23 protein-coding genes and 1 riboswitch are annotated in these 26040 nt (G+C 60.7%); of the genes, 12 read left to right on the top strand and 11 right to left on the bottom strand.

Annotated features, from left to right (window positions below):
• Positions 1–110: 110 nt before the first annotated feature.
• The gene (locus ACOQOQ_RS01145; protein ID WP_420568328.1) at positions 111–1772 is read left to right on the top strand and encodes an NAD+ synthase; all 1662 of its coding nucleotides are present in this window, start codon (positions 111–113) and stop codon (positions 1770–1772) included.
• On the top strand, positions 1773–2639 hold the full coding sequence (locus tag ACOQOQ_RS01140) for an EamA family transporter (RefSeq protein ID WP_420568327.1): 867 nt from the start codon (positions 1773–1775) through the stop codon (positions 2637–2639).
• Between the two features lie 3 nt (positions 2640–2642).
• Here the strand turns inward: ACOQOQ_RS01140 and ACOQOQ_RS01135 are convergent, their stop codons facing one another.
• Positions 2643–3575, bottom strand: coding sequence for an MBL fold metallo-hydrolase (locus tag ACOQOQ_RS01135; RefSeq protein WP_420568326.1), 933 nt, complete (start codon positions 3573–3575; stop codon positions 2643–2645).
• A gap of 187 nt (positions 3576–3762) precedes the next feature.
• On the opposite strand from ACOQOQ_RS01135, the gene ACOQOQ_RS01130 reads away from it, so the two are divergent.
• Both ACOQOQ_RS01130 and gltX read left to right on the top strand, forming a co-directional pair.
• Positions 3763–4413 carry a hypothetical protein gene (locus tag ACOQOQ_RS01130; RefSeq protein ID WP_420568325.1) on the top strand — a complete coding sequence of 217 codons (651 nt, stop codon included), beginning with the start codon at positions 3763–3765 and terminating at the stop codon, positions 4411–4413.
• Between the two features lie 186 nt (positions 4414–4599).
• A complete protein-coding gene (gltX, locus tag ACOQOQ_RS01125; protein ID WP_420568324.1) occupies positions 4600–5919 on the top strand; it encodes a glutamate--tRNA ligase in 1320 nt (439 codons plus the stop codon).
• A 59-nt stretch (positions 5920–5978) separates the two neighbouring features.
• On the opposite strand, the gene ACOQOQ_RS01120 is transcribed toward gltX, so the two are convergent.
• Complete coding sequence (locus ACOQOQ_RS01120) at positions 5979–6542, bottom strand: gamma-glutamylcyclotransferase family protein (RefSeq protein ID WP_420568323.1); 564 nt, start codon at positions 6540–6542, stop codon at positions 5979–5981.
• A 127-nt stretch (positions 6543–6669) separates the two neighbouring features.
• On the opposite strand from ACOQOQ_RS01120, the gene ACOQOQ_RS01115 reads away from it, so the two are divergent.
• From ACOQOQ_RS01115 to gcvP, 4 genes are all read left to right on the top strand, one after another.
• Positions 6670–7116, top strand: coding sequence for an RrF2 family transcriptional regulator (locus ACOQOQ_RS01115; RefSeq protein WP_420568322.1), 447 nt, complete (start codon positions 6670–6672; stop codon positions 7114–7116).
• 69 nt (positions 7117–7185) lie between these two features.
• Positions 7186–7271, top strand: a riboswitch (glycine riboswitch).
• Positions 7272–7431: 160 nt separating this feature from the next.
• Entirely contained in the window at positions 7432–8556 is a 1125-nt protein-coding gene (gene gcvT, locus ACOQOQ_RS01110) for a glycine cleavage system aminomethyltransferase GcvT (RefSeq protein ID WP_420569706.1), read from the top strand.
• 23 nt (positions 8557–8579) lie between these two features.
• The gene (gene gcvH, locus ACOQOQ_RS01105; RefSeq protein WP_420568321.1) at positions 8580–8939 is read left to right on the top strand and encodes a glycine cleavage system protein GcvH; all 360 of its coding nucleotides are present in this window, start codon (positions 8580–8582) and stop codon (positions 8937–8939) included.
• Between the two features lie 65 nt (positions 8940–9004).
• A complete protein-coding gene (gcvP, locus tag ACOQOQ_RS01100) occupies positions 9005–11842 on the top strand; it encodes an aminomethyl-transferring glycine dehydrogenase (RefSeq protein WP_420568320.1) in 2838 nt (945 codons plus the stop codon).
• A 40-nt stretch (positions 11843–11882) separates the two neighbouring features.
• Here the strand turns inward: gcvP and ACOQOQ_RS01095 are convergent, their stop codons facing one another.
• From ACOQOQ_RS01095 to ACOQOQ_RS01085, 3 genes are all read right to left on the bottom strand, one after another.
• Complete coding sequence (locus ACOQOQ_RS01095; protein ID WP_420568319.1) at positions 11883–12746, bottom strand: inositol monophosphatase family protein; 864 nt, start codon at positions 12744–12746, stop codon at positions 11883–11885.
• A gap of 64 nt (positions 12747–12810) precedes the next feature.
• Entirely contained in the window at positions 12811–15327 is a 2517-nt protein-coding gene (locus ACOQOQ_RS01090; protein ID WP_420568318.1) for an ABC transporter permease, read from the bottom strand.
• Complete coding sequence (locus tag ACOQOQ_RS01085; RefSeq protein ID WP_420568317.1) at positions 15324–16010, bottom strand: ABC transporter ATP-binding protein; 687 nt, start codon at positions 16008–16010, stop codon at positions 15324–15326. The genes ACOQOQ_RS01090 and ACOQOQ_RS01085 overlap by 4 nt, the downstream gene beginning before the upstream one ends.
• Before the next feature lie 16 nt (positions 16011–16026).
• On the opposite strand from ACOQOQ_RS01085, the gene ACOQOQ_RS01080 reads away from it, so the two are divergent.
• Both ACOQOQ_RS01080 and trxC read left to right on the top strand, forming a co-directional pair.
• Entirely contained in the window at positions 16027–16707 is a 681-nt protein-coding gene (locus ACOQOQ_RS01080) for an arylesterase (protein ID WP_420568316.1), read from the top strand.
• Between the two features lie 54 nt (positions 16708–16761).
• Entirely contained in the window at positions 16762–17193 is a 432-nt protein-coding gene (gene trxC, locus ACOQOQ_RS01075) for a thioredoxin TrxC (RefSeq protein WP_420568315.1), read from the top strand.
• A 15-nt stretch (positions 17194–17208) separates the two neighbouring features.
• Here trxC and ACOQOQ_RS01070 read toward each other — a convergent pair whose 3' ends face one another.
• A complete protein-coding gene (locus ACOQOQ_RS01070; protein ID WP_420568314.1) occupies positions 17209–17529 on the bottom strand; it encodes an antibiotic biosynthesis monooxygenase family protein in 321 nt (106 codons plus the stop codon).
• Between the two features lie 121 nt (positions 17530–17650).
• Here ACOQOQ_RS01070 and ACOQOQ_RS01065 point away from each other — a divergent pair, with 121 nt between their 5' ends.
• Positions 17651–18286 (top strand): hypothetical protein, encoded by a 636-nt coding sequence (locus ACOQOQ_RS01065; protein WP_420568313.1) that lies wholly within the window; start codon positions 17651–17653, stop codon positions 18284–18286.
• Positions 18287–18373: 87 nt separating this feature from the next.
• Here the strand turns inward: ACOQOQ_RS01065 and ACOQOQ_RS01060 are convergent, their stop codons facing one another.
• The 3 genes from ACOQOQ_RS01060 to ACOQOQ_RS01050 all read right to left on the bottom strand — a co-directional run bounded on the left by ACOQOQ_RS01060 (position 18374) and on the right by ACOQOQ_RS01050 (position 22890).
• Entirely contained in the window at positions 18374–20665 is a 2292-nt protein-coding gene (locus ACOQOQ_RS01060; protein ID WP_420568312.1) for a glycosyl hydrolase family 28-related protein, read from the bottom strand.
• 146 nt (positions 20666–20811) lie between these two features.
• Positions 20812–21207 (bottom strand): DUF4864 domain-containing protein, encoded by a 396-nt coding sequence (locus tag ACOQOQ_RS01055; RefSeq protein WP_420568311.1) that lies wholly within the window; start codon positions 21205–21207, stop codon positions 20812–20814.
• A gap of 108 nt (positions 21208–21315) precedes the next feature.
• Positions 21316–22890, bottom strand: coding sequence for a lysine--tRNA ligase (locus ACOQOQ_RS01050; RefSeq protein ID WP_420568310.1), 1575 nt, complete (start codon positions 22888–22890; stop codon positions 21316–21318).
• Positions 22891–23012: 122 nt separating this feature from the next.
• Between ACOQOQ_RS01050 and ACOQOQ_RS01045 the strand changes: the two genes are divergently transcribed.
• Positions 23013–23444: a tellurite resistance TerB family protein gene (locus tag ACOQOQ_RS01045; RefSeq protein ID WP_420568309.1), complete on the top strand. Its 432-nt coding sequence runs from the start codon at positions 23013–23015 to the stop codon at positions 23442–23444.
• Between the two features lie 320 nt (positions 23445–23764).
• Here the strand turns inward: ACOQOQ_RS01045 and dacB are convergent, their stop codons facing one another.
• Positions 23765–25105, bottom strand: coding sequence for a D-alanyl-D-alanine carboxypeptidase/D-alanyl-D-alanine endopeptidase (gene dacB / locus ACOQOQ_RS01040; RefSeq protein ID WP_420568308.1), 1341 nt, complete (start codon positions 25103–25105; stop codon positions 23765–23767).
• 213 nt (positions 25106–25318) lie between these two features.
• Complete coding sequence (locus ACOQOQ_RS01035; RefSeq protein WP_420568307.1) at positions 25319–25918, bottom strand: nicotinate-nucleotide adenylyltransferase; 600 nt, start codon at positions 25916–25918, stop codon at positions 25319–25321.
• Between the last annotated feature and the right edge of the window lie 122 nt (positions 25919–26040).

The following is a 26040-nucleotide window of genomic DNA, read 5'->3' as shown; positions in this document are numbered from 1 at the left end:
GAAATCTAGTGGAGCGGCCCGCCCTAGACAACGCCTTTTGGTCAAAGCGGCTTTTCCTCGCCGGTGGTTCTGATACATCGGGGGTGACGAACAGAACCAAGGGGCACGCAATGTCCGACAGATTTCGCCTGACAATTGCACAGCTGAACCCGACCGTGGGGGATCTGGCTGGCAACGCGGCCAAGGCATATGAGGCCTGGCAAAAGGCCAAGGCGGCGGGTGCTGACATGGTGGCCCTGCCCGAAATGTTTATCACGGGCTACAACACCCAAGATCTGGTGATGAAGCCGGTGTTCCACCAGATGGCGATTGCCGCCGTGCAAACCCTGGCCGCGCAATGCGCTGACGGGCCTGCTTTGGCGATCGGCGCGCCAGCGGTAGAGGACGGCAAACTGTATAACGCTTATTACATCTGCCGGAACGGTCAGGTGGCCAATTGCGTGCTGAAACATCACCTGCCGAACGAGACCGTCTTTGACGAGGTCCGTGTCTTTGACAGCGGCCCCCTGGGCGGTCCCTACGCGGTGAACGGCGTGCGTATTGGCAGCCCGATTTGCGAGGATGCCTGGCACGAAGATGTTGCCGAAACGCTTGAGGAAACCGGCGCCGAGTTCCTTTTGGTTCCCAATGGAAGCCCCTATTTCCGCGGCAAGATGGAAATCCGCCTGAACATGATGGTGGCCCGCGTGGTCGAAACTGGTCTGCCGCTGATCTATCTGAATATGGTGGGCGGTCAGGACGATCAGGTCTTTGACGGGGGCAGTTTTGTGCTGAACCCGCATGGCAAGCTGGCGATGCAGCTGCCGGTGTTCGACGAGGCGATCTCGCATGTGGATCTACAGCGCGGCGCGGATGGCTGGACCGTGGTGCCCGGTGAAAAGACGCATCACCCCGATGATATGGAGCAAGATTACCGCGTGATGGTGGAATCCTTGCGCGATTACTTGGGCAAAACCGGTTTCAAAAAGGTGCTGCTTGGCCTGTCCGGGGGGATCGATTCGGCTCTGGTGGCGACGATCGCGGTGGATGCTTTGGGCGCGGATAATGTGCGCTGCGTGATGCTGCCGTCTGAGTATACCTCTCAGGGGTCGTTGGATGACGCCAAGGATATCGCCGAACGTCTGGGCTGCCGCTATGACTATGTTCCGATTGCCGAGGGGCGGCAGGCCATTACCAATACGCTGGCCCCGCTGTTCGAAGGCACCCAGCCCGACATTACCGAAGAAAACATTCAGTCCCGTCTGCGCGGATTGCTGTTGATGGCCCTGTCCAACAAATTCGGGGAAATGCTGCTAACCACCGGCAACAAATCCGAGGTCGCGGTGGGCTATGCCACGATTTATGGCGACATGGCGGGCGGCTATAATCCGATCAAGGACATGTACAAAACCCGCGTTTTCGACTGCTGCCGCTGGCGCAATGCCAACCATCGCCCCGATTGGATGCATGGCAACGAAGGCGAGGTGATCCCGGTTTCCATCATCGACAAGCCGCCCTCGGCCGAGCTGCGCCCCGATCAAAAAGACGAGGACAGCCTGCCCCCCTACGAGGTGCTGGACGCGATCCTGATGATGCTGGTGGATGGCGAGGCATCCGTGGCGGACTGCGTCGCCGCCGGGTTTGATCGCGACACGGTGAAACGGGTCGAGCATCTGCTTTATATCAGCGAATACAAACGGTTCCAGTCCGCCCCGGGTGCCCGGCTTAGCCCGCGCGCCTTTTGGCTGGACCGGCGCTATCCCATCGCCAATCGCTGGCGAGACCCCAGCTAGATGCTGCTGGCTGTTCTCTTGGCGCTTGGCGCAGGAGCCCTGTTTGGTTTCAACGTCCACATCCACCGCAAGGGATTGGATGGCGCGGACGGTCTGACAGGGGCGTTCCTGTCAGTGGCCTCGATGGCAGTGTGTTTCTGGCTGATCGCGCCATGGGTGATCCAGGCGTCCTGGTTCAGCGAACCCGGCATGTTGATCTTTGCCATCGCCGGGATTTTCTTTCCGGCGGCCGGGCAGACCTTTCAGATTTTCTCGGTCCAACGGGTGGGGCCTGCGCTGACGGCAGCGCTGGGCGCGTTCGTGCCGGTCCTGGCGGCTGTGCCCGCGATCGTTTTCCTTGGCGAAAGCTTTGGTCTGACCCAAGCCTTCGCATTGACGCTGATGGTTGGGGGGCTGGTGCTGTCGGCCATCCCCTCGCGCGGGATTTCACGCGGCTGGCCGTTATGGGCGCTGGTCTTTCCCTTGGGCGCTGCCACGGTGCGCGGTTTTTCACAACCGGCGATCAAACTGGGGATGGAGAGCGTCCCAAGCCCGTTCTTCGCCGCGCTGATCGCGGGCAGTGTCTCGACCGTGGTTCTGGCAGCCGTCGTGATGACGCGCGACCGGGGCGCCGGCCGCATCATGGCCGGAGGCGCGGCCGTTCGCTGGTTCATGCTGAGCGGCGTGATCAACGGGTTTGGTATCCTGGCCCTGAACGGAGCGCTTTCGCGTGGGGACGTGACCGTCGTGGCTCCGCTGGCGGCAACAACGCCCCTTTGGGCGCTGCTGTTCGGTGTGGCGATCTTTCGTCGCGAGACATTGCGCCCCCGCAACTATCTGATCGCAGCGCTCGTGGTGACCGGCGCGATCATTCTGGTGACGGGCTAGGGCTTAGCCCTGCAGCATCATCTGGTACGACGCCGGGACATAGTGAAACCCGTCTCCGCGCGTTTCCACATAGCCCATCGCGGGGAAAGGCATGTGGTAGCCAATGAAGGGAATCGTTTCGGCTGCCATCATCTCAAGCATACGGCGGCGGGTTTGCGCAGCCGCGGCCTTGTCGCGGTCAAACTTGACCTCCCAATCGGGATAGGCCAGCGACCAGACATAGTGGTTTGCGAAATCCGCGCCCAGCACCAGTTGCTGCCCGTTGCTTTCGATCCGATAAGCCATGTGGCCGGGGGTATGCCCAAAGGCAGCCATGGCTGTGATGCCGCTGGCAACGGTGCCGCCATCATCCAGCATGGTCATGTTTTCGGCCAGAGGGCGGACCATCTTGTCGAAACGCTCGTTCTCCGATGCGGCCGAGGTGTCGTATTCCACGGCGCCGGTGACGTAGCGCGCATTGGCAAAGGTGGGCGCGCCATCTGTCATTAGCCCGCCGATATGATCGCCATGCATATGGGTCAGAACCACGGTGTCGATCTGCTCGGGTGCGTAACCGGCGGCCTTCAGCGCGGCCACGGTGGCGGGGCCCTGCAGGCCGGTGTCGAACAGGATCAGCTCGGGTCCGGTGTTGACCACGGTGGGGGTGAAAAAGAACTGCGCGGCATCATCTGGGATGTGATTGGCGGCTGAAACCTTCGAGAACTCCTGGGCCGAGACATTCATGCCGAATATCGACTGAGGGTTTGGTACGGTGCGGGTACCGGCCAAAATGGCGGTGACTTCATAGCTGCCAAGCTTGAACCGATTGAACCGGGTCGTGGCTGTGCCCAGCATCTCGGCTGCGGCCATGGCCTTGCCTGCAGTTGCAACCAACGGCAACGAGGCGGCGCCAAGCAGCGCCGCACGCCGTGAAATATGGGGTGTCATGAGTTTCATTTGCTTCGTCCCTCCCGATTGGCAAACTGATTGAGGGAAACATAGCGCAGGGTATTCGCGTGGCGTCCTATTTCACGACAACGTGACCCTTAGGTTTTTCGACGGGCTGCGGGGTACCCTCTGGTGGTTCAGCGCCTTGCTTGATACTACCCTGTGTGGAGAGAGTTTTTCATCTGAGGTTATGACTATGCGGAATTTGTCGCGTCCCGTTCGATTGATTGCTTTGGTTGCAGGGCTGGCCTGCCTGGGCTTTCCACAACACCTGTCCGCAGGCGAATCCATGATCGCGCGCGCGAAGTTCGCGGCACAATTTTGTTTTGATGTGGTCGAGGCGAACTCCGTCGACACGGCTTTGTTGGCCAAGAACGGCTATGTTGCGACGAACGCCAGCAAAACCTCCTTCATCAAGAAAGAGTTGGTCCAAGCTAAAAACCTGTTCGGGCGAATGACAACCAAGAGGGCGGTGACAGGGCGTTTTACCTTTCGAATAGAAGGCGTCAAGTCATTCTGTAAGTTCGAAATGAGCAGCATTGGCGACGCCAAAGGAAGAACCGCGCGAACAGAACTTTCGAGAACCGAAAAAAATGTGATGTCAAATGCCACCGAGGCGGTAGTGGCCGAAGCCCGTTTGCAAAAAAGTTTCGGGAAATCTGGGGCGCGTCTCGGTTTCAAAACAGAGGTACAAGGCCAATTGCCCGATCAACTCGAGTACATTCTGAGAAGTGAGCGTGCGGTTCATTTTGAAAACGGCGCCCAGCTGATCAAGGTATCTCAATACGTACATGTCCTGTCTGAGACGCGAACCTATTACCTGTTGGCTAGAAAAACCGCTAGGTAAGATACCAGTTGTCATGGCTGCCGTCCCAGGCGCCATTCGAATCCCCAAGATACAAACTGGCTATTGGGCAGGTTCAAAAGTGCAGATTTGTCGAAATGATACGCTTCGGTTCAGCCTGGCTCTGGGACCGATTTTCTGGACAAACCGCGTCACATGTGGAATGGGGGGCGCCAACAGGAGATTCCCATGACCACGACACGTTTTGCACCCTCGCCTACGGGTTACATTCACGTTGGTAACCTGCGCACCGCGCTGATGAACTATCTGATCGCCCGCAAGGCCGGCGGTCAGTTCATCCTGCGGATCGACGACACCGATCCCGAGCGTTCCAAGCAGGAATATGTGGACCAGATCCAGCGCGATCTGGAATGGCTGGGCCTGACCTGGGACCGGATGGAGCGTCAGTCGGAACGGCTGGATCTCTATGCGGACGCGGCGGACAAGCTGCGCGAGATTGGCCGGTTCTACGAGTGTTTCGAAAGCCCGACCGAGCTGGACCTGAAGCGTAAGAAACAGCTGAACATGGGCAAGCCCCCGGTCTATGACCGCGCCGCGCTGAACCTGTCGGACGAGGAAAAGGCCAAGCTGCGCGAAGAGCGTGGCGGGTACTGGCGTTTCCTGCTGAACCAGGAACGGATCGAATGGAATGACGGCATTCTGGGCGATATCTCGATTGATGCGGCCTCGGTTTCTGATCCGGTGCTGATCCGTGCGGACGGTCAGGTTTTGTACACTATCGCCTCGGTCGTGGATGATACGGATATGGGCGTGACGGATGTTGTGCGTGGTTCGGATCACGTGACCAACACCGCGACGCAGATCCAGATCATGGAGGCGCTGGGCCACAAAGCCCCCAACTTTGCGCACCATTCGCTGCTGACTGGCCCGCAGGGCGAGGCGCTGTCGAAACGTCTGGGCACCCTGGCACTGAAGGACCTGCGCGAACAGGGGATCGAACCGGCTGCCGTGCTTTCGCTGATGGCGCGTCTGGGCTCGTCCGATCCGGTGGAGCTGCGGAGCAATCTGGATGAGATCGCCGAAGGGTTCGAGCTGACGCATTTCGGCTCGGCTCCGACCAAGTTCGACATGCAGGACCTGTTCCCGCTGACCGGGCATTATCTGCAAACGCTGCCCTATGCGGATATGGCCGAAGATATCCGCGCGCTGGGCGTACCGGATGATCTGGCCGAACAGTTCTGGACCGTGATGCGCGACAACATCACCATCAAGGCCGATCTGGCCGGGTGGTGGGAGCTGTGCCGCGATGGCGCACAGCCGGACATCGCTGACGAGGATCGCGAGTTTATCGCGCAGGCCATGCTGCTGCTGCCCGAAGGGCCGTTTGACGGGGGCACCTGGAAAAGCTGGACCACTGCAGTGAAAGAGGCCACGGGCCGCAAGGGCAAGGGCCTGTTCATGCCGCTGCGCAAAGCTGTCACCGGCCAAAGCCGAGGCCCTGACATGGGCGACCTGATGCCTTTGTTGCAGGTCGTCAAAGCTCGCTGATCACTGTGCGCGTTTGAAATCGAAGGCCAGCCCAATGCGGCTGGCCTTTTGCTGTCTGGCTAACTGGTGGCGCGGGGAATGGGCGGGTGGTCGTCCAGATGCACCACTCGGGCCTCGACCCGGTCCAGCCAATGATCGACCAGCGCGGTTTCTTCGGGGGGAAGTGCCTGGTGACGCGGGTAATGCGGGTGTGCGCGGTCATCCAGGATCGGCGCGTCCCAGCCTTCGGTCGTGTCAAAGAAATGGGCCACGCCAGCCTCATCGAACTCGCGCAGATAGCCCTGAACCACCACGTCCAGATAGCTAAGCAGAACCGGATGCGCCATCGTCGGTGCGCCGTGCTTGCCTGCCGGGATCGAGTAGATCGCGACCTGCGGGCTGAAAGGCAGGGGATGGTGCGCCATGTCGGTCAGCTCCACACGGTCATAGGCCCGTTCGCGGTGATCCAAAGCGCGCCAATCGCCGTTGGGGACCGGCGCTATCAGCCCCTCGATCTCGCAATCGGGGTCGGGAACGGCGGTCAGAAAGGCCACCGGGCGCAAAGCCGTGTGGCGCCAGACCCGCCGCCAGCCACGGGCCCGCGCACGCTCGGCATCGCCATATTCATGGGTCTTGCGGTTCACTAGGGACCCGTATCCAAAGAAAAATGCATCCATGATGCAGATAAAATGCGCTGGATTGATCCATATCAATCCCGAATCCCTGCTCCTTCGGCATTTTCAGTCAACTTTTGCCCTAGGGGAAACTGCCGTGCGTATCACCAAAAGAACCAATATCGCCATCCGTGTCCTGATGTTCTGCGGCTCGAACGAGGGGCGATTGGTCACGAAATCCGAGGTGGCCAAACGGTGCAACGCATCTGAAAACCACTTGGCGCAAGTGATCAACCAATTGGGGCAGCTGGGATATCTGCACACTCAGCGCGGCCGTAACGGAGGCATCCAGCTGGGCCGCGCCATGAGCGAGATCCAGATCGGCGACGTGTTCCGCGAGCTGGAATCCAACGTTCCTATTGCCGAATGTTTCGCCGATGTCGACAATACCTGCCCGCTGATTGATGCGTGTCGCTTGAAGGCCGCCATCGCCGGCGCGGCCGAAGCGTTCTATGCGCATCTTGATGGCATTACCCTGGATGAACTGGTCTGCGGCAATGACCAACTGATCGAACTTATGGCTCCGGTCAAGTGTAGCGCCTGATCGCAGGGTGTATCGCAGGCGGCGTGAAAACGACCCCTTGCCGTGCGCAAGCGACTCGTCTAAGCAGAAATAATCAGATCGGGAGAACCGGGTAACCGGTGCCGAAGGAGCAACCGCCCCGGAAACTCTCAGGCCCAAGGGACCGATCGGATGGAAAGACTCTGGAGAGAGGCGCGCCAGACGCGTCCGCCGAAGGGATAGCGATCTCAGGCAAAGGGACAGAGGGGGCATCAAGTGTTCCGTCGCATTTGTGGCGGGTGTGATGCCGAGGATGGGCTGCAGGTCGCCTCGGTTTCCGAAAAGACTGGGGATGCCATGACCGATCTGAAGACATTACCGCTGGATGAGCTGCACCGAGAGCTGGGCGCCAAGATGGTGCCCTTTGCGGGCTATGACATGCCGGTGCAATACGCCGCTGGCGTGATGAAGGAACATCAGCACACGCGCGACGCCGCCGGGCTGTTCGATGTCAGCCACATGGGGCAGGTGATCCTGCGCGGGCCGGATTATGAAACCGCGGCCCTGGCGCTTGAGGGCTTGGTGCCTGTGAACATCACCGGGCTGGGCGTGAACCGTCAGCGCTATGGGTTTTTTACCAACGAAGCGGGCGGCATTCTGGACGATCTGATGCTGGCCAACCGGGGCGATCATCTGTTCGTCGTGGTGAATGCGGCTTGTAAGGACGCTGACATCGCCCATATGCGCGCCAACCTGCCCGCAGACGTGACGATCGAGGTGATCGAGGATCGCGCGCTTCTGGCCCTGCAAGGTCCAAGGGCCGAGGCGGCCTTGGCGCGGCTGAACCCTGCCGTGGCCGAGATGAAATTCATGGATGTTGCAACCGTTGTGCTGAACGGCACCGAATGCTGGATCTCGCGGTCGGGTTATACCGGCGAGGACGGGTACGAAATCTCGGTTCCTGCTGATGCGGCCGAGGGGTTGGCCCGTGTCTTGCTGGCCGATGACACCGTTCTGCCCATCGGTCTGGGCGCGCGCGACAGTCTGCGGCTGGAGGGCGGTTTGTGCCTTTACGGTCATGACATCGACGCTGAAACCACTCCGATAGAGGCGGGGCTGAATTGGGCTATCCAGAAAATCCGCCGCACAGGCGGGGATCGCGCGGGCGGTTTTCCGGGGGCCGAACGCATCCTGTCTGAGCTGGAAAACGGCGCCGCCCAAGCCCGCGTTGGCCTGCGCCCCGAAGGCCGCGCCCCGATGCGCGAAGGCGTCCAGCTGTTCGCCAGCGCCGAGGGCGGCGAGCCGATCGGCCAGGTGACCTCGGGCGGGTTCGGGCCAACGGTGCAAGGGCCGGTGGCCATGGGCTATGTCCCCACCGATCTGGCCAGCCCCGGCACGCAAATCTTTGGCGAAGTCCGCGGCAAACGCCTGCCTGTACAGGTGGCAACGCTGCCCTTCGTTCCAGCAAACTTTAAACGCTAAAAAGAAGAACAGGGAGAAATCCGATGAAATATACCGAAGATCATGAATGGCTGCGCGTGGAAGGTGACGTGGTTGTTGTGGGGATCACCGAGCATGCCTCGACCCAATTGGGCGACGTGGTGTTCGTGGAACTGCCCGAGATCGGCACCATGGTTTCCACCGGTGACGAGGTCGCCGTGATCGAAAGCGTCAAGGCCGCGTCCGACATCTCAGCCCCGCTGGATGGCGAGGTGGTCGAGGTTAACGAAGCTATCGTGGACGAACCCGGCAAGGTGAACGAGGACCCGCTGGGCGAGGCCTGGTTCTTCAAGCTGAAGATCGATGACATGAGCGCTTTGGACGGTTTCCTGGACGAAGACGCCTATGCCGAACTGGTCGGCTAAACAACTACGCCTCCGCTCGGACGTGGGGGCATCCGGACAGACCAAGACCTAAAGGAGCAGGGACCATGGCGTTCAAGCCCACGGAATATTTGCCTTATGATTTTGCCAACCGTCGCCACATCGGCCCGTCTCCGGTCGAGATGGACGCGATGCTGCTGGTGGTGGGCGCAGACAGTCTGGACGCTTTGATTGACCAGACGGTGCCTGCCGCGATCCGGGCCGAGGCCCCGCTGGAAATTGCATCTGGTCTGAGCGAGCGCCAGATGCTGCGCCGCATGCGCGAGGTGGCCGAGAAGAACAAGGTTCTGACCAGCCTGATTGGCATGGGCTATCACGGGACGGTGACGCCGCCCGCGATCCAGCGCAATATCCTGGAAAATCCGGCTTGGTACACGGCTTACACCCCCTATCAGCCCGAGATTTCGCAGGGGCGGCTTGAGGCATTGATCAACTATCAGACCATGGTCAGCGATCTGACTGGGCTGGAGATTGCCAATGCCAGCCTTCTGGACGAGGCGACGGCAGCGGCCGAGGCGATGACCATGGCGCAGAGGGTATCGAAATCCAAGGCCAAGGCGTTTTTCGTGGACGAGAACTGTCATCCGCAGAACATCGCGGTGATGCAGACCCGTGCTGCCCCCTTGGGGATCGAGGTAATCGTCGGCGCGCCCGAGGATCTGGAGCCTGAGGCAGTGTTCGGCGCAGTGTTCCAATACCCCGGCACCTATGGCCATGTGCGTGATTTCACGGCTGAAATGGAGGCGCTGCACGCCGCCAAAGCCGTGGGGATCGTGATTGCCGATCCGATGGCGCTGGTGCTGTTGAAGGAGCCCGGCGCGATGGGGGCGGATATCGCTGTGGGCTCGACCCAGCGGTTTGGTGTGCCTTTGGGATATGGTGGCCCGCATGCGGCCTATATGGCCTGTCGCGACAGTTTCAAACGCGCGATGCCGGGGCGTCTGGTGGGCGTGTCTGTGGACGCGCGCGGTAACCGGGCCTACCGGTTGTCGCTGCAAACGCGCGAACAGCATATCCGGCGTGAAAAGGCGACCTCGAACGTTTGTACAGCACAGGCGCTGCTGGCCGTCATGGCCTCGATGTACGCGGTGTTTCATGGGCCCGACGGGATGCGCGCGATTGCGCAGCGTATTCACCGCAAGGCTGTTCGGCTGGTCAAAGGTCTGGAAGAAGCCGGGTTCAGCATCGAACCAGAGACGTTCTTTGACACGGTGACAGTCGAGGTTGGCCCGCTGCAACAGGCCGTTCTGAAATCGGCGGTGGATGAGGGCGTGAACCTGCGCCCCGTAGGCAAAACCAAGGTCGGCATCACGCTGGACGAGGCCGTGGTTCCGTCCACGATCGAGGCCGTCTGGCGTGCCTTTGGCATCACCCGCAAGGACGATCAGCCGGGCGAATGGCGACTGCCCGAACATGCGTTGCGGGACAGCAATATCCTTACCCATCCGATTTTCCACATGAACCGGGCCGAGACCGAGATGATGCGCTATATGCGGCGTCTGGCGGACCGTGATCTGGCGCTTGACCGGGCGATGATCCCGCTGGGCTCTTGCACGATGAAACTGAACGCTGCCGCCGAAATGGCGCCCATCAGCTGGCCGGAATTTGCCGATATCCACCCGTTCGTGCCTGTTGATCAGGCGCAGGGATATGCGGAAATGATCAATGATCTCAGCCGGATGCTGTGCGACATCACCGGGTATGACGATTTTTCCATGCAGCCCAACTCGGGCGCGCAGGGGGAATATGCGGGGCTGCTGACAATCGCGGCCTATCATCAGGCGCGCGGGCAGGGGCACCGCAATGTCTGCCTGATCCCGATGAGCGCGCATGGCACCAACCCCGCCAGCGCCCAGATGGTCGGCTGGAAGGTCGTGCCGGTCAAATCCTTGGAAAACGGCGATATCGACCTGAACGATTTCCTGGCCAAGGCGCAGAAACACGCGGATGATCTGGCGGGCTGCATGATCACCTATCCCAGCACCCACGGTGTGTTCGAGGAAACGGTCAAAGAGGTCTGCGCGATCACTCATGAACACGGGGGGCAGGTCTATATCGATGGGGCCAACTTGAACGCGATGGTGGGCTTGTCCCGTCCCGGCGATCTGGGCGGCGATGTCAGCCACCTGAACCTGCACAAGACTTTTGCCATCCCGCATGGCGGCGGCGGACCCGGCATGGGGCCGATCGGGGTGAAATCGCACCTGGTGCCGCATCTGCCGGGCCATCCGGAAACGGGCGGGGATCAAGGGCCGGTGTCTGCCGCGCCTTACGGATCGGCCTCGATTCTGGCGATCAGCTGGGCCTATTGCCTGATGATGGGCGGGGACGGCCTGACGCAAGCCACGCGCGTTGCCATTCTGGGCGCGAACTATATCGCCAAGCGGCTGGAGGGCGCTTATGACGTGCTGTACCAGGGGCCGACGGGCCGGGTGGCGCATGAGTGCATTCTGGACACGCGCCCCTTTGCCGACAGCGCCGGGATCACCGTGGATGACATCGCCAAGCGTCTGATGGATTGCGGTTTCCACGCCCCAACCATGAGCTGGCCCGTCGCAGGCACCCTGATGGTGGAACCCACCGAATCCGAAACCAAGGCCGAGCTGGATCGGTTCTGCGACGCCATGCTGGCCATCCGCGCCGAGATTGACGACGTGGCCAGCGGGGCCCTGGACGCGGAAAACAACCCGCTGAAGCGTGCACCCCACACGGTTGAGGATCTGGTGGGCGACTGGAACCGGCCCTACAGCCGGGAACAGGGATGCTATCCTCCGGGGGCGTTCCGGGTGGATAAGTACTGGCCTCCGGTGAACCGGGTGGACAACGCCTATGGCGACCGGAACCTGGTGTGTATCTGCCCGCCGATGGAAGATTACGCCGAGTGATCACAGCAAAAGGCCCCGAATTTCGGGGCCTTTTCGTTCCTTAATCCAGCAGAACCGGCGCCAGAATATCGCGCAGCCTGTCCCAGGTGTCCTGGTTGGGCGCGCACAGGATATAGCCCTCTTCGATGCTGATATCATAATCGCGCCCGTCCAGCATTTTCGCCACGCCGCCTGCACGTTGGCACAGCAATACACCCGCAGCATGGTCCCACGGGTTCAAAATACCGGACAGGGTGAAATCCACGCCGCCTTGCGCCATGATCCGGTATTCGTGGCACGAACAACGCATTGAGCTCATGCGGTAGAATTCCGGCAGCACGGGGGCCAGCTTGGCCTGCGTGTCCTTGGGCATCAGATAGTAGTGCATGATACCGGATAGGTCGGACAGCTCGCCCCCGATCGAAACATGGGCCGAGGTTTCCGTGCGGCCCGCCCCGGCAATACGTGCATGAGACAGGTCATCTGCGATCACCCAGTCATCGACCATCGGATCATACAACATTCCGAATACCGGCCGCCCGAACCGCGTGGCGGCTAGGATCACGCCAAACAACGGCACGCCCTTGGCAAAGTTCCATGTCCCGTCGACCGGGTCGATGATAAAGGCTAGCTCGGCCTCGGCTGCTTTCTGGCGCAGGGACGGATCGGCCGAGGCGGCCTCTTCTCCGATCACGACTGCATTGGGAAACAGCCGCAAAATGCCGCGCGCGATCATCGCTTCAGCGGCGGTATCGGCCTCGGTCACCAGATCCTGGGGGCCTGATTTCGTGTCGATCTGATGGGCCGACAGGTTGCGGAACCGTGGCAGGATCTCTGTCTTGGCGGCGCGGCGCACCAGGTTCACAAGGCTGGTCTGCTGGGCGCGTGTCAGCGCCGTGACGGGCATTGGTAGCGTGTCGGTCATCGGGGTCCTCGTGATTCTGCGGCTGCATAATGGGTGGCACCCGCAGAAAACGAATGCAACGCGGCTATTCGCGCGCGCGCAAGATCCCGGCCGGTCGTTGGATCAGGCTGCGCCGGGCAAAGCCCAGGCTGGCCAGCAAGGTGGCAAGGATGCCCCCCAGAACGATCCCGATGGCCGAGGGCCAGATCACCGTGAAATCGGTCTCCATCACGAAATGCGACACGGCCCAGCCGCCGCCGATCCCTGCCGCCAGTGCGACCAGACCCGCGCCCGCGCCCAAAAGGACAGCGCGCAGGGCAAAGCTGGTCAGGATGCGCGATCGGCTGGCGCCTAGAGTTTTCAGGATTGCAGCCTCGTAGCTGCGGGCCTGCTGCCCGGCTGCCGCCGCACCAATAAGTACCAGGAACCCGGTCAACAGCGTTGCCGCCGCCCCCCAGGACGTGGCCGATGCGATGCCGTTCAGCATCACGCTGACGCGGTCAATCGCGTCACGCACGTGGATCGCGGTGATGTTGGGATACTGCTTGGACAGATCGCGCAGAATGAGGGCCTCGGCTTCCGGTTCCGCATAGACAGTCGCGATGAAACTGTGCGGAGCGCCCTTCAGTGCGTTCTCGTTCACCGCCATCACAAAGCCCATCCCAGCGGTCGAGAAATCGACCTCGCGGAAGCTGGTGATCGTGCCAGTGATGTCACGGCCCAGGATGTTTAATGTGATGGTGTCGTTCAGCTCCAGACCGATCTCTTCGGCCTCTTCGCGGGCAAAGCTGATCTGGGGCGGTCCGGCGTAGTCCTCGGGCCACCATTCACCAGCGGTCAGCGTGGTGTTTTCGGGCTGCGGTCCCGCATAGGTGATGCCGCGGTCACCGCGTACGACCCAGTGATCACCGGCAACTTCGTCAGCGGGAATGTCGTTGATCCGGGTGATCACCCCGCGCAGCATGGGCGCGGATTCCACGCGGCTGACCTGCGGGTCGTTCTGCACGCGGTCAAGGAAGCCGGGCATCTGGTCGCGCTGGATGTCGACAAAGAAATAGCTGGGCGCGACGTCAGGTAAGTTGCCTGAAATCGCCTTGCGCAGATTTCCGTCAATTTGCCCCACGGCGGCCAGAACGGCCAGACCCAGACCCAGTGACAGGACAACCGGCGTTGCCTCGTCCCGGGTGCCAGCGATCGAGGCGACGGCCCATCGAAGGGCGGGCCGCCCTCGAGTGGCGGCGCGGGCACCACGCGACAGGCGGCGGATCGCAAGCGCGGCCAGTGCCAGCACGACCAAGGCGGTCAGGATGCCTCCAGCGGTCCACAGTGTCAGCACGACCGTGCCCGAGAACAGGATGGCCACGCAGACCAAAATGACCACAAGCATCAGCGTGATCAGAACATAGGGCCATGGCGGCAGCGCGCGGGCGCCCGCCATTGCGTCGCGGAACAGGGTGGCGGCGCGGACCTCTCCGGTGCGGGCCAGCGGCCAGAGCGTAAAGATCAAGGCGGTCAGCAGGCCATAAACCGCAGCTTCTAGCAGGGGCGCGGGATAGAAAGAGAACACCGCAGGCACGGGCAATTGCGCTGTCAGCAGTGGCGCCAGAACCACGGGGACGCCCCCACCCAACATCAGGCCAAGGGCGATTCCCAGCAGTGAAAGCGCCCCGATCTGCAAGAAGTATGTCTGAAAAATCACGCGCCGCTCGGCGCCCAGACTGCGCAGCGTGGCGATGACACTGGTTTTGCCGGCCAAATAGGCGCGCACTGCGGCCGAGACGCCCACACCGCCCACGGCCAGACCCGACAGACCCACCAGCACCAGAAAGGCGCCCAGTCTTTCCACGAAGGTCGAGATGCCAGGGGCGCCATTGCGCGAATCCCGCCATCTTAGGCCTTTGCTTTCAAACGCATTCAGCGCGGCGGCTTTGGTTGTCTCAAGGTTGGTGCCCTCGGGCAGGGTCAGGCGGTACTTGGCGTCGAACAACGAACCGGGCACCAGCAGACCCGAATTTTTCAACGCATTGGTGCGCACAATCGTTCGGGGCCCCAGCCCAAAGCCCGAGGCCGCGCTGTCGGGTTCATTCGCCAGGACGGCCATGAGGTGGAAATCCTGGGTGCCCAGCTTGAAGCTATCACCAATGGCCAGGCCCATGCGGTCGATCAGCACGCGATCCATTACGGCTCCGGGCAATCCGCCCGCTCCGTCCAGGGCAGTGGGCAGCGGCATGTCCGGCATCAGCCTGACCGTCCCCACCAGGGGATACATATCGTCCACGGCCTTTACCTGCGTCAGCCCGCGTTCGTCCCCTACGACCGCCATCGAGCGGAACTCGGCAATTTCGGAAAGGTTTTCGGCCGTTTCGGCCATCCAGGCGCGCTCTTCTTCGCTGGCGAAACGATAGGTGAACTCCATCTCGGCATCACCGCCCAGCAGGGCCGCGCCCTCTTGGACCAGACCTGCCTCGATGCCCGCGCGGATGCTGCCGACACCGGCAATGGCGGCCACACCCAGGGTCAGGCAGGCAAGGAAAATGCGAAACCCACGCAGCCCCCCGCGCAGTTCGCGGCGGGCGAAACGCGCGGCGATGGTCAGGCTCATGCTGCGGCCTCCTGATGGTCGATGCGCCCGTCGCGCAGGCGGACCACCCGGTCGCAGCGGTTGGCCAGCTCGCGCGAGTGCGTCACCAGCACCAGTGTCGCGCCGTGGCGGTCTTGTAGGCCGAACAACAGGTCGATGATTGCGGCCCCGTTGGCCCCATCAAGGTTCCCCGTCGGCTCGTCCGCAAGCAGGATGTCAGGACGCGGCGCGACGGCGCGGGCCAAGGCCACGCGCTGCTGCTCGCCGCCTGACATCTGGCTGGGATAGTGATCGGCGCGGTCGGCCAGGCCAACGGCACGCAATTCTTCCATCGCACGATCAAAGGCGTCCCGGTCCCCGGCCAATTCCAGAGGCGTCGCAACATTTTCCAGTGCGGTCATTGTCGGGATCAGGTGGAAAGATTGGAACACCACCCCCATATGTTTGCGGCGGAACCGGGCCAGCTGATCCTCGGACATGGCGGTCAGGTCCTGCCCCAAAGCGGTGATCGTGCCGCCCGTGGCGCGCTCTAGCCCGCCCATGAGCATGAGGAGAGAGGATTTGCCCGACCCCGACGGCCCAATCAGGCCAATTGAGGTGCCGCTCTGGACATCCAGGGTGATGCCGTGAAGAATTTCGACCAAGCCCGCGTTCCCGTGCAGGGACAATTCCGCCTTTGAAAGAGACAGCACCGGTTCAGACATGCCCAAGATCCTTTTCATGAAAACTATTCTCTCATATGGGGTGTGCCTTTTGCGGGGCAAGGTGCTGATGGCGCTTCTGTCCGTCGTGATGCTGCTGCCCGTGGCCGCCAGCGCCCAGACCAAGGCGATCATGGCCTTTGGCGACAGCCTGACTGCGGGCTATGGCTTGATGGATCACGAGGGGCTGGTGCCTCAACTGCGGGACTGGTTAGCGGCGCAGGGCCAAGAGGTGCGGGTGATCAATGCGGGCGTGTCGGGCGACACAACGGCGGGCGGGTTGGCACGGCTGGAATGGTCGCTGACCCCCGATATCGGCGGGATCATGGTGACCCTGGGCGGCAATGATATGCTGCGGGGGATCGATCCGGCCTCGGCGCGCGAAAACCTGCGGGGGATTTTGCAGATTGCCTCGGATAACGGGTTGGCGATACTGGTCGTGGGGATGCCCGGCCCTGTGAACTATGGCGCTGATTACAAACAGGAATTCGAGGCAATGTACCCCGAGCTGGCCACCGAGTTCGGCGCGCTGTTCGCACCCAGTTTCTTTGCCGGCCTGGGCGAAGGCACTCCGGCCGAGCTGCAACCCCTGTTCCAACCGGACGGTATTCATCCCAACGCGACCGGCGTGGGCATGATCGTACAAGAGCTGGGCCCGCATGTTCTGAAGCTGATCCAGCGCGTCCAGGGCGGGTCTTGAAGCTGTCGCGGCTCTTCATATATTCTGAATAACATATGTAATCAGGAGCAGGCTATGGCTTCCATGAAACTCACCTGTCTGGAATGCGGACAGGTCAATCGCATTCCCCGGGAAAAACTGGGGTCCGGCCCTAAATGCGGCACCTGCGGCACCAAGCTGGTGGGCGGCAAAGTGGCCGAGGTCGATCTGGCCACCCTGCAAAAGGCCGCGCGCAACGATGATCTGCCGTTGGTGGTGGATTTCTGGGCCCCGTGGTGTGGCCCTTGCCGGATGATGGCGCCCGAATTCTCCAAGGCTGCGGCCGAGCTGAACGGCGCGGCGCGTCTGGTTAAGCTGAACACCGAGGATCATCCCAACGCTGGCGCCAAGTACAATATCCGCGGCATTCCCACCATGGCAGCTTTTGCCGGCGGACGAGAGCGCGCGCGCCAGTCCGGTGCTTTGCCGGCAGCCAATATCGTGAATTGGGTAAAGGGCGCGGTCTGACCGCGCCCCTAAGGCCTAGCCGATGGACTTAGCCACTTCGTACATCACCGGCTCGAAGCTTTTGCACAGATCATTGATCGCTCGGTTTCGTTTACGCATTTCGTCTGTGCGCAGCATGGCCTGAAAATCCTCGCGCCGTTCCCATTGCGAGTAGTTTGCGATCCGCGTCTGTGCGTCGTTCACATGCAGCCCCGCGCCGATAAAGCCGGGCTGTTTGGAAATGAAGTTGTCATACGCATCGGTCAATGCATCCAGCAGATCCTGGCAGGTTCCGGGGGTCATCTCGAAGGTAGTAATAACGGTCTGGAACGGGTTGTCGCTTGAAATATTGGGCATTTTTTCCTCCATCCTCGGGACCAGACTAGCACTGTGCCGCCGTTGCGCCAAAGGGGGAAATGGTTAACGGATCGTTTACCTTTGTTAAGCAACACTGCAGGGAATGGAGGCGCCCTTGCGCATGTTGCTGCTTGTCCTGTCGTGCCTGCTGGCCGCGTCGCCTGCCTTGGCAGGGGCGTGGTTGCGCGACAAGGGCAGCTGGTTCAGCTCGACATCCAGCATCTGGGCGCGGGACGGAAGTTTCTACAACAATTACTTCGCCGAATACGGGCTGTGGGACAGGATGACCATCGGAGTTGATGCGGGTTTTGCCTCGGATGGACAGATATCGGCGCTGTTTTTCTCTCGGGTTCCACTGTGGCGTTCGGACAAGGGCCACCGGATCGCGTTGGAGGTCGGCGGAGGCCACAGCGCCGGGCGGCCGGTCAGCAAAACAAGCCTGTCCTATGGCCGTGGCTTTTCCTTGCCACAAGGCAACGGCTGGCTGGCCATTGATGCGGCCGCCACGATTGATCTGTGGACGGGTTTCGCAAGCTATCAGGTGGACAGCACGGTGGGGCTGGCGCCCTCGGATAATTGGAAAGCGATAGTGAAAATGCATTCCGTGCGATCCCCGGGTGTTCACCCTACGCTGAAAATAGCGCCCTCGGTCGTGCGGCGGCTTGGCAAGCATACCCAGCTTGAGATCGGGTTGAGCGAAACAGTTCTGGGCGGGCGCAGAAGCCAGCTCAAACTGGGGATTTGGCTGGAATTCTGACGGGCGGATTATTTACCAACGCAAGGGGCCAAGATGTAATAGTGGCCGCCCCGAGAAAGAGCGACCATCTTGAGTTTTACGGGACGCTTAGAAATTGTCCATCCGAACGGTCATCACCATGTTGCCGGTCACCTCTTCCGAGAAGTTGATGGTGACCTGGTCATTGTTTGCGCCCTGCTCGGCCTGGATGTAAGGCAGGTCCCAATTGGTGACGTTTGCCGCGTTCCTGATCCGGCCCTCGGCCACCAAAGAGGTGACGTTGCGCGCCCGCCCGTCAAAGGCCAGCACATCGCTGCAATCCACGGTCCAGGCGTCCGACAAGGTGTTCTGCGCGACATCGATCACGCGTGGGTTCTCGATGCTGCGACCGATGTTGTTGAACATGTTCCCCTTGATCAGAATGTTCCGCATCCGGCCATAGTTCAGATCCGCGAACGATGTATCCACGCCCTCGATCCGATCAAGCACCGTATGGATCGACCGAAAGACATTCCCGGTGATGTTCAACCCGGTAATGAAATGACCCGCGCCATAAGGTTTAATCACGATAAATCGGGACCAGGGGGCCGCGTCGATGGCTTGGAAAATGTTGTCCGAGATATTCAGGGCGCTGAACGAGAACTCGTTGTCCTGATCAGGTTCCGAGTGGTGCTCGTTCGTCCATTCGATCGAACAGTTATCGATGTAATTCCCTGTGACCGTCGCGCGGTTGTGCGGGCTTGTCAGGACCAGCCCGGCTGTGCGCAACCCTTCGGCCTCGTTGTCACCCTGGAACCAGTGGTTGCCGATCACGATCGAGCTGGTCCCGGCCAGAACCGCGAAATGACGGAACTGGGTGATGCGATTGTCGCGGAGTTTCACGTCGCTGCCGTTGGCATTCAGGGCAATGGCCGTACGGTTCTGCGCGGGCATCGAGCTTTGGTCAGACAGGAACTGGCAACGGTCGATCAACATGCCCTGACATCCTTCGCCAGGACTGGAAATTCCGCGATCCTTGGGCCGGGTCATGAAGCTGTCCTTCAGGTGGAACGTCAGCCCCGAGGGAGACAGAAGAATCCCGCTGCATCGCCCGTTACACTGGAATTCGATGTCTGAAAGGATGAGCTTGGACAGCTTGGTAAATCCCGAGAAATCCAGAATGTATTTGAAACGGGTAAAGGTGTAGGTCTGCGTGCCCACAGCATCATACAGGGGTTTGGAAAGGGTGATCTGGCCAAGCCCGACATTGGTGGCGGTGACATACACCTCGCGGCCGACACCGTTGCCCGTGACCAGCGCGCCAACTGGGATATTGGCCACGTTCGCCACGTTGGTCAGCACGTTGCCGGACGAGGTCGAATAGGTCGCGACCGAGGTGAAGACCTCGTCGTCCCAATCATTCGAGTTTTCCGCATAGAACTGCCCGTTCATGATCTGGCGGCGGGTGGCGTATTCGGTCCTGTTGGGGACAGCGGCCTGCATGTCGATCGGTTCCGAGATGTTGATGCGGCGCCCGCCAAGATCCAGGCTTTCGTGGCCCGAATTGTTCAGCAGCGATTGAAACGCCTTGCGAAAGGCCTGCCCCTCGTCACCGTCAAATGCGTCGATATAGCTGGGCAGATCGAAGTTCTGGGTCAGCCCCAGCATCGCGTCATCGGGCATAACCAATGTGCCCTGAAAGCGCACGGGGCTTTCCATTGTAAGGGTCGATGCAAGATAATAGGTGCCCGCCGAGACCAGAACCACACGCCCGTTCGCAGCAGCGTCCGCGGCCTCGAACGCAGCGGTGTCATCGGTCACACCATCGCCGATCGCGCCAAAGTCGCGCACGTCCACCCAGTCCATCATCGTGCGCAGGAACACTTCGGTGACATCCTCGATCTGGATGTCGTCGATGCGCACGATGCCGCCGTTCGCCCCCGTCAGATCCAGCCCCAGATGGCCGATTGCCACGGGCTCGGGCCAAACAACGTCCACGCCCGTGCGGTTGCCCGATCCGAAGATTGCCGAAACCTCGACCACCTCGCCATAGCTGGTCAGCGTGACCGAAGGGCCCACCTGCGCCAGACCCGAGACCGCGTTGCCGCCGGTGTCCCCGGGCCAGCCAGCGATGCGAACAGCGGGCAGGTTGCCGCTGATGGCCTTGACCCTTGCGGTGACACGCAGATAGCAACCGGGAAAGAACTGCGTCTCACCCATATAGCGCAGTCGCTGCACCGTGTCGGTCTTCTGCAGTTCCAGACAGCCCGCGAAATCCTGATCCGCCGGGACAAACGCCGCGTTCGTCGCGCCGTCATAGGTGTCCGAGCCGGGGGTGCCGTCCCCGCTGGACCAGACATCCAGCCCATCCGCGAAGGGTGTGGGCATGAAAACCACACCGTCGGTGATCGCCTTGTTCATTCCGTTTCCTTTCCTCTGACCCATCCGCGTCAACGGCGAACGGGCAAAACCGCAATCCGGGGCGCGCCCGGGTGCAAAGGGGAATAGCAAACAGATTGTTAAGGCAGCCTGAGAGCACCGTGACGGTACTGAGCAGGCAGCGGTGTTCAGGCAGAAGGGTCAGCCGAGGGCAGTAGCTGCACTCCGTTGATTTTCCATCCATTTTTGGTCTGGATCATCTGGTAGTCCAACACATGGCCCCGTCCTTGGGCATCGCGCAACAACAGGCGTTGCCAAATCAGACCGCCGTCATTTCGCTGCTCCAGAAAGGTCAGACCACTAGGGCGCTGAACCATCGGATAACCCTGTTGGACCATCTGTCCGAACCGTTGGGACGAGCCGAATAACTGCCGGATTCCGGGGCTTGCATGCTCAAAGGCTTCCGCGAAATCATCGGCACGAAATGCTTCGATTTGGTCACGGATCACGCTTTGAATCTCGCGGTCCTGAGCAACCGAGATATTGGCAAGCAATGTGAACACAATGGCAAGAAAGTATCGCATGGCAGGGGCCTCCTGCGGAGTTACCTAGGGCAATGACGAAATCGGGCAAATCCCAACAAAAAGACCGCGCACCCGGCGCGGCCTTTGCCAATTCCGATTTTGCTTGGGTTAGCCCAGTTCGCCCGCCAGCCCCTTGTCGATCAGGGCGATGGTTTCCTCGATCCCGTACAGCGCGATGAAACCACCAAAGCGCGGCCCTTGGCTGGCCCCCAGTAGCACCTCGTACAGAGCCTTGAACCAGTCGCGCATCGGGTCGAACCGTTCGCGGCCAACGCTGAACACCAGCCCTTGCAGCTCTTCTGCGTCCACGGTGCCATCCCAGACAGCCAGCTTGTCGCGTAGCTCGGTCAGGGCCTCGCGCTCCAGATCCGAGGGGGCACGGAACACCTTGGTAGGTTTCACGAAATCATTGTAGTAGCGCACGGCAAAGCCTGCCGCCTGATCCATGTCGGCGTTGGTTTCGGGGCTGGCGTCCGGCGCATAACGCTGGATGAAACCCCACATGGTTTCTTTGTCCTCGGCCCCCGAGACCGAGGCCAGGTTCAACAGCATCCCGAAGGGCACCACCATGGTGGACGCGGGCGGGTTGCCGTTGTGGATGTGCCAGACCGGGTTGTTCACCTGTTGCGCCGCATCCTGACCCGGGAAGGCCCGCAGCTGCTGGTGATATTCATCCACGGCCTTGGGGATCACGTCGAAATGCATCCGCTTGGCCGTCTTGGGCTTTTGGTACATGAAATACGACAGGCTTTCCGTGCTGGCATAGGTCAGCCATTCGTCGATCGTCAGGCCGTTGCCCTTGGATTTCGAGATCTTCTCGCCGTTTTCGTCCAGGAACAGTTCATAGGTGAAATGCTCGGGCTTTTTGCCACCCAGAATCTGGCAGATGCGGTCATAGATCGGCGTGTTGGTGCTGTGGTCCTTGCCGTACATTTCGAAATCCACGTCCAGCGCTGCCCAGCGGGCGCCGAAATCGGGCTTCCATTGCAGTTTCACGTTGCCGCCGGTGACGGGCAGGGTCCATTCCTTGCCGTCCTCGTCGTCAAAAGTGATCGTGTAGTTTTCCGCGTTCACCTCTTTCATCGGCACATACAGAACGCGGCCCGTTTCGGGGTGGATCGGCAGGAAGATCGAGTAGGTCGCCGCACGCTCTTCGCGCAGCGACTTCAGCATGACCTTCATCACGTCATCGTATTTTTCAACGGCGCGTTTCAGCACCTCGTCAAATTGGCCGGACTTGTAGAAATCCGTGGCCGAGTAGAACTCGTATTCGAACCCGAACGTATCCAGGAACCGGCGCAGCATCGCGTTGTTATGGTCGCCAAAGCTGTCATATTCCTCGAAGGGATCAGGAACCGAGGTCAGCGGTTTTTGGATATTGGCGTGCAGCAGGTCCTGGTTGGGCACGTTTTCGGGGATCTTGCGCATCCCGTCCATGTCGTCCGAGAAACAGATCAGACGGGTAGGAATGTCGCTGATCAGCTCGAATGCGTTTCGGATCATCGTGGTGCGCGCGACCTCGCCAAAGGTGCCGATATGCGGCAAACCCGAAGGGCCATAGCCGGTTTCAAACAGGACATGTCCCTTTTCCGGGGCCTTCTTCTCGTAACGCTTCACCAGCTTGCGGGCTTCCTCGAAAGGCCAGGCTTTGGATTTCAATGCGGCGTCACGCAGGTCAGACATGTCTTGCTCCAATGGATACGGGTCCGCCCGCGCCCTATGCGCGGCAGACCGCCGCTTCCTATTGCGGCAGGGGCCTACAGTCAATATTCTGCACTGCGACAACGATCATCAGGACACATAAAATGACCGAGACAGCAGAAGTTTCCCACCCGCTCAGCCCGCAAGATTGCCTTGTGGCGCTGATGATTGCCGTTTCGGCCTCGGACGAAGAGCTGCGGACCGCAGAACTGGTGAAGATTCAAAACGCGGTGAATCACCTGCCGGTTTTTGCCAATTATGACATCGACCGGATGAATATCATGGGTAAAACCGTGATGGATCTGTTCGGAGAAGAGGACGGCCTGGACGCGCTGTTCGGCCTGATCCGCGACAACCTGCCGGAAAAGCTGTTCGAAACCGCCTATGCCTTGGCCTGTGACGTGGCCGCCGCAGATGGCACTTTGCAGGAAACCGAGCTGCGCTTGCTGGAGGAAATCCGCTACGAGCTGAATATCGACCGTCTGCACGCCGCTGCGATCGAGCGTGGCGCCCGGGCGCGTCACATCAGTCTTTAGCCCTGCGCCCTGGTCTGTAATTTGGCGAAAGAGACACCTATGTCGGTTTTTGCCGACAATGGGCGCAACTCAAAGGAGAGCGCTCTTCGAAATTCTTTGACTCTGGGGCGAAGTTGAAACACTCTGGAGCCACCCCAAATGGTTAAACGATTTTAAGACATGCTTACGGTGCAATTTCGGCGCCGCGTATCTCGAAATTCAATAGAGGGCACATGTGCCCTTTTTTAGCGCCCAGAGGGGAAGGGCGCTGTGCTGACGCTCTGCTCACGGTTCGTCACAACAGGGTGCTCCGATTGGGGCACCCTGTTTTTTGTCTGCGATCACGTGCGGTAATGCTGTGTCCAGCGCTCGATCAGTTTTTGCTGCAAGGTTTTCGAACGCTTGTTCCACGTACGGGCCCCCTTAGGGCGCTCGCGCTCGGCCGGGAAAAGGGCCGCGCGCCGAGGCTGGTCGGCGGTGAAGATCACAAAGGCCAGATCGGGGCCGTTGCCGCGCCTGGCAAATCCGGCCAGGCTGCTGACAAAGTTCAAGGTGCCTGTCTTGGCGTGAACGCTTACGGGATGGGATTTGTCGATCCGGCCATTGGCATCCCTCAGCGGGATTTTCTTCAGCAGTTTTGTCAGCTCCGTAGATTTATGAGCAGCAACCAGCAGTCGCGCCATGTCCCGTGCCGAAACGCGCGAGCGGTCGCCCAGCCCGGAATGATCCACCAGCTTGGTATTGGTCATGCCGTGGCGCTGTGCGGCCCAGCGGCTCATTTCCTTGGCTGAACCACGCATCTCAACCGGGCGACCCAGCCGAGCACGGGTCGCGGCCATGCCCACCAGCTCGGCCGTGAGGTTGGTCGAATATTTCAGCATCCCGCGCAGAATCTCGTCCAGCGGCGCGCTATTGTGGATGACCAGCGGCTGTCCCTTGGGCAGGGACTGGACCGCTTTTTCGGTCTTCAGCACGATCCCGTGCGAGCGGGCAAAGGTGCGGAACACCTGGCCCACATAGATGTCCGGTTTGCGCACAGGCAGCCACCGCGCACCTTTATTACCCAAGGCGCCACTGGCCACGGTCCAGGAATCGCGCCCGTTCTTGCTGGCATAGGTATAGACCGGCACCTTGCGTTGAACGACTGACATAGTGGCGACCTGAACCTCGGGGCGGTAGCGTTCCGAGCGGGCATCCATCGTCACCCCCCAGCCCGAGCTGGCTTTGGTCCATTCGAAATAGACACGGTTATAGTTCAGCGACAGGCCGGACAGCGCGGGGTTATAGCCGACGTGGTCGGGTTGGCTGCTGTCGATCTCGGGGGCGTAAGGAACAGCGCCACCCCAGACCAAAAAGTCGCCACGCACCTCGCGCAGCCCTGATGCTTTCAGGTTCGCTGCAATACTTGCCAGATCATCAGTGTCCAGCGTCGGATCCCCGCCGCCCGCAAAGATCAGATCGCCTTGCAGAATGCCGTTTTGAATGGGGCCGGTTGCGATCACGCGGGTCTGGAACCGGTGTTTGGGGCCCAGATGCTCCAGCGCGTAGGCTGCGGTGATCGCCTTGGCAACGCTGGCGGGGGGAAGGGGGGTGTCGGGTTGAAAACTTTCCAGAATCTCCCCGGTTCTTGGATTGGCAACAGCGTAAGAGACACGCCCGCTTAGTCCCGAATTTTCGATCATCCGGGTGCTGATGGTCGGATTCCGCAACAACCCAGGAGGGCGAGAGTGCGGTCGCAGCGATGTCGCCGGCGGGTTGGCATGGGCCGAGGGTGCCGCCAGAAACGAGGCTAGAGTGCCAAGAAATAAACGTCTGGAAACTGGTAAAGTCATGGGTGAATTAATACGCCACAGGTTGGCTGCGACAAGTAACAATTCAACGGCGCTGTTTCCGAACTAGCGCCAATCCCCGCGTTCGCGAATTTTTGTTGATGAATGATCGACCATGGGCACGTTCAAAAAGCACCACCTTGGGCGCGCGCTGTGCCCCAACAGTCGACTGCTCGGTTTTCGCAGGCGAAAGCGGCGGAAGACCCGCGCGGTTTTCGACGATCGGGCCGAAATCCTCTGCCCCGGTCGCGCCAGAACACCCACGGTGACCGAGCGCATGATCCCCTGCCAATCCTGCCACTGGCTGAATTGCACCAGGTTGTCCGCGCCCATCAGCCAGACAAAGCGAACTCCGGGATACATCGCCTGCATCCGCGCCAGCGTCTGCGCGGTATACCGGGTGCCGATCTGCGACTCGATATCGGTGATCTTCACGCGCGGGTGCTGCATGACTTGGCGGGCGTGCGCAAGGCGCTTGTCCAGCTTGACCGGCCCGCGGGTCTTCAGCGGATTTCCGGGGCTCACCAGCCACCACACCTGATCCAGACCAAAGCGTTTCAGCGCCTCGCGCGTGATATGCGCGTGGCCTTCGTGGGCCGGATCAAATGACCCGCCCAGCAGCCCGATCACCTGACCGGGCCGTGCATATGGCATGTTGTGGCGCATTCCGCTCTCCTCTGGGGGTCCTTTAGTCCCGATGCGAGGCGGAATTGTCAATGTCTCGAAGGCCTCTCGGCACGGATTGCCCCCGCGCTTTGGCTCGGGTATCACACCCGCCAACACATGTA

It is taken from the genome of Thalassovita sp. (genome assembly GCF_965218685.1).
Lineage (GTDB): Bacteria > Pseudomonadota > Alphaproteobacteria > Rhodobacterales > Rhodobacteraceae > Thalassobius.
The sequence above is the reverse complement of the archived record's forward strand: the minus strand, read 5'-3'. Positions and strand labels throughout refer to the sequence as shown.

Bases quoted from the DNA above. Each gene is read 5' to 3' on its own strand.
- ACOQOQ_RS01145 (WP_420568328.1), top strand. From the start codon at position 111: ATGTCCGACAGATTTCGCCTGACAATTGCACAGCTGAACCCGACCGTG.
- ACOQOQ_RS01140 (WP_420568327.1), top strand. From the start codon at position 1,773: ATGCTGCTGGCTGTTCTCTTGGCGCTTGGCGCAGGAGCCCTGTTTGGT.
- ACOQOQ_RS01135 (WP_420568326.1), bottom strand. From the start codon at position 3,575: ATGAAACTCATGACACCCCATATTTCACGGCGTGCGGCGCTGCTTGGC.
- ACOQOQ_RS01130 (WP_420568325.1), top strand. From the start codon at position 3,763: ATGCGGAATTTGTCGCGTCCCGTTCGATTGATTGCTTTGGTTGCAGGG.
- gltX (WP_420568324.1), top strand. From the start codon at position 4,600: ATGACCACGACACGTTTTGCACCCTCGCCTACGGGTTACATTCACGTT.
- gcvT (WP_420569706.1), top strand. From the start codon at position 7,432: ATGACCGATCTGAAGACATTACCGCTGGATGAGCTGCACCGAGAGCTG.
- gcvH (WP_420568321.1), top strand. From the start codon at position 8,580: ATGAAATATACCGAAGATCATGAATGGCTGCGCGTGGAAGGTGACGTG.
- gcvP (WP_420568320.1), top strand. From the start codon at position 9,005: ATGGCGTTCAAGCCCACGGAATATTTGCCTTATGATTTTGCCAACCGT.
- ACOQOQ_RS01095 (WP_420568319.1), bottom strand. From the start codon at position 12,746: ATGACCGACACGCTACCAATGCCCGTCACGGCGCTGACACGCGCCCAG.
- ACOQOQ_RS01090 (WP_420568318.1), bottom strand. From the start codon at position 15,327: ATGAGCCTGACCATCGCCGCGCGTTTCGCCCGCCGCGAACTGCGCGGG.
- ACOQOQ_RS01085 (WP_420568317.1), bottom strand. From the start codon at position 16,010: ATGTCTGAACCGGTGCTGTCTCTTTCAAAGGCGGAATTGTCCCTGCAC.
- ACOQOQ_RS01080 (WP_420568316.1), top strand. From the start codon at position 16,027: ATGAAAACTATTCTCTCATATGGGGTGTGCCTTTTGCGGGGCAAGGTG.
- trxC (WP_420568315.1), top strand. From the start codon at position 16,762: ATGGCTTCCATGAAACTCACCTGTCTGGAATGCGGACAGGTCAATCGC.
- ACOQOQ_RS01070 (WP_420568314.1), bottom strand. From the start codon at position 17,529: ATGCCCAATATTTCAAGCGACAACCCGTTCCAGACCGTTATTACTACC.
- ACOQOQ_RS01065 (WP_420568313.1), top strand. From the start codon at position 17,651: ATGTTGCTGCTTGTCCTGTCGTGCCTGCTGGCCGCGTCGCCTGCCTTG.
- ACOQOQ_RS01060 (WP_420568312.1), bottom strand. From the start codon at position 20,665: ATGAACAAGGCGATCACCGACGGTGTGGTTTTCATGCCCACACCCTTC.
- ACOQOQ_RS01055 (WP_420568311.1), bottom strand. From the start codon at position 21,207: ATGCGATACTTTCTTGCCATTGTGTTCACATTGCTTGCCAATATCTCG.
- ACOQOQ_RS01050 (WP_420568310.1), bottom strand. From the start codon at position 22,890: ATGTCTGACCTGCGTGACGCCGCATTGAAATCCAAAGCCTGGCCTTTC.
- ACOQOQ_RS01045 (WP_420568309.1), top strand. From the start codon at position 23,013: ATGACCGAGACAGCAGAAGTTTCCCACCCGCTCAGCCCGCAAGATTGC.
- dacB (WP_420568308.1), bottom strand. From the start codon at position 25,105: ATGATCGAAAATTCGGGACTAAGCGGGCGTGTCTCTTACGCTGTTGCC.
- ACOQOQ_RS01035 (WP_420568307.1), bottom strand. From the start codon at position 25,918: ATGCGCCACAACATGCCATATGCACGGCCCGGTCAGGTGATCGGGCTG.